Here is a 2,207-nt window from a genome sequence, read left to right on the forward strand (position 1 = left end):
CGGCGAAGGCGGAGACCGTACGCGGCCACGCGCGGTCGACGCAGTCGACCGACAGCTCCGCGTCGGCCAGGTTGCTGTAGGTGCCGTTCGGGTTCCGCTCGAGCAGCGAGTCGGCGAGCTCGACGAGGATGGTCCCGTCGCCGCCGAAAGCGCCGGACAGCGCGCTTTTCAGCAGCGGCCATTCCGGCCGCGCGTACAGCGCCGCCGCGATGCCGGTCTGCAGCATCGCGCCGTTGGCCGGCTGGCCGTCGCCGAGCAGGTTGGTGAGCGGATGCGCAGTCGCGGCGCTGAGCAGGCCCGCCACCTTGGCGACCGCGCCGCTCGCGCTGTTCCCCAGTGGGCAGCCCTGCTGGCCGGCGCACCAGGCCGCGAACTGGCCGAACGCGGACTCGAACCCGGCCGCCTGCGTCACGTCGAGCTGCAGGCCGCTCGCTTTGGGGTCCACGGCGCCGTCAAGCACCAGCGCCCGCACCTTGGTAGGGAACTGCTGCGCGTAAGAGGCGCCGAGGTACGTTCCGTATGACTTCCCCAGGTATGTGAGGGCGTTTTCGCCCAGCGCGGCACGCAGCACGTCCATGTCCTTCGCCGCGTTCACCGTGCCCATGTACGGCAGCAGGGCGGCGGCGTTGCGGGCGCACTCCGCCGCGTACAGCTTGCTCTCGGAGACCACGGTCGCGAGCTGCGCGGCGTTGGCCGGGTCGCCGTTGACCGCGAAGTAGGTGTCGAGCTGCGGGCCGGTCATGCAGCGCACCGCGGGCAGGCTGCCGCCGACGCCGCGCGGGTCGAAGCCGACGATGTCGAACCGGTTCAGCGCTTCCTGGGTGAACTCGCCGGAGCGGGCGCCGAGCGCGTACTCGACGCCGGACCCGCCAGGGCCGCCGGGGTTGATCACGAGCGCGCCGACCCGGCTGGCCGGATCGGCGGCGGGCAGCTTGACGACGGGGAGCGAGAACCTGGGCCCGGCCGGGCGGCTGTAGTCGAACGGGACGTACAGCCGGGCGCACTCGAAGCCCTTGTCGCATGGCTGCCAGCTCAGCCGCTGCGCGTAGTACCCGGCGATGCTGACCGGCGGAGGCCCGGCCGGCGCGGAGCTCGCTGTCGGGGCCGGCTGGGACGTCGCGGGGCTCCCCGCCGTGCAGGCTGAGACCAGGACGGCGATAACCACGGCCGCCGCCGCGCCTAGACGAGAGTAATTTCTGGGCATCGCCAACATAGTGGATCGTCGGGTACCCCAGAGGGGCCCTAATGATCCACTATCCCTTGCCGTACATAGAGTCGTAAGCCTTGCGGGAGCCGCAGACGCTCGCGCGGGGGCAGGCGCAGCTGCTGCCGTCCGCGGCCAGCTTGACGACTACGGTGTCGGACGGCACGTTGTGCCCCACGACGGTCCCCGCGCCCTCCGGCGTGTCGACCTGCGTGCCGGCGCGCGGCGCGTTCTTCTTGAAGTCCTGGTAGAGCGGGTGCTCGTACTTGAGGCAGCACATCAGGCGGCCGCACGCGCCCGCGATGCGCATCGGGTTGACCGGCAGGTCCTGGTCCTTCGCCATCCGGACCGACACCGGCTCGAAGTCCTTGAGGAACGTCGCGCAGCACAGGTCCCGGCCGCACGGGCCGATGCCGCCCTGCAGCCGCGCCTCGTCCCGCGGGCCGATCTGCCGCAACTCCACCCGGGCGCGCAGCCGCGCGGCGAGGTCGCGGACCAGCGCGCGGAAGTCCACCCGGTGCGGCGCGCTGAAGTAGACCGTGAACACGTTCGTGGCCGACAGATAGTCGACCGCGGTGACCTTCATCGGCAGCTCGAGCTCGCGGATCAGCCGCTTCGCGGCCAGCCGCCCCTCGGCGCGGCGCCGCCGGTTCTCCTCGTTTCTGGCCAGGTCCTCCTCGCCGGCCAGGCCGGCGCAGACCGGGAGGCCGCCGACCTCTTCCGAGATCCACTGCGGTGCCCAGACGCACTCGGCCACCTCAGGACCGCCGTCGGTGGGCACCAGCACCTTGTCGCCGATCTTCGGCTCGTAGTCCCCGGGATCCAGGTAATACAGCCGCCCGTACCGTTCGAAGCTCACTGCCATCATCATGCCCACCGGTCTAGGGTAAGCGCGGCCGGGCGAATGGTCACTATCCGGTAACCACGAAGCGGACTCACTCGTAACATGCTCATCTTTCGATAGCATTACGCTCTGGTGTCCCCGAAGTAGGGCACCAGGGCA

2 protein-coding genes are annotated in these 2,207 nt (G+C 70.7%); both read right to left on the reverse strand.

The window, feature by feature from the left end:
• Positions 1-1,204: alpha/beta fold hydrolase (locus WA805_RS19870; RefSeq protein ID WP_425243079.1), on the reverse strand; the 1,204-nt coding region annotated here is incomplete at its 3' end.
• A gap of 49 nt (positions 1,205-1,253) precedes the next feature.
• The gene (locus tag WA805_RS19875; protein WP_422280222.1) at positions 1,254-2,069 is read right to left on the reverse strand and encodes a PSP1 domain-containing protein; all 816 of its coding nucleotides are present in this window, start codon (positions 2,067-2,069) and stop codon (positions 1,254-1,256) included.
• Between the last annotated feature and the right edge of the window lie 138 nt (positions 2,070-2,207).

The organism is Trebonia sp., from assembly GCF_049794275.1.
Classification (GTDB): Bacteria; Actinomycetota; Actinomycetes; order Streptosporangiales; family Streptosporangiaceae; genus Trebonia.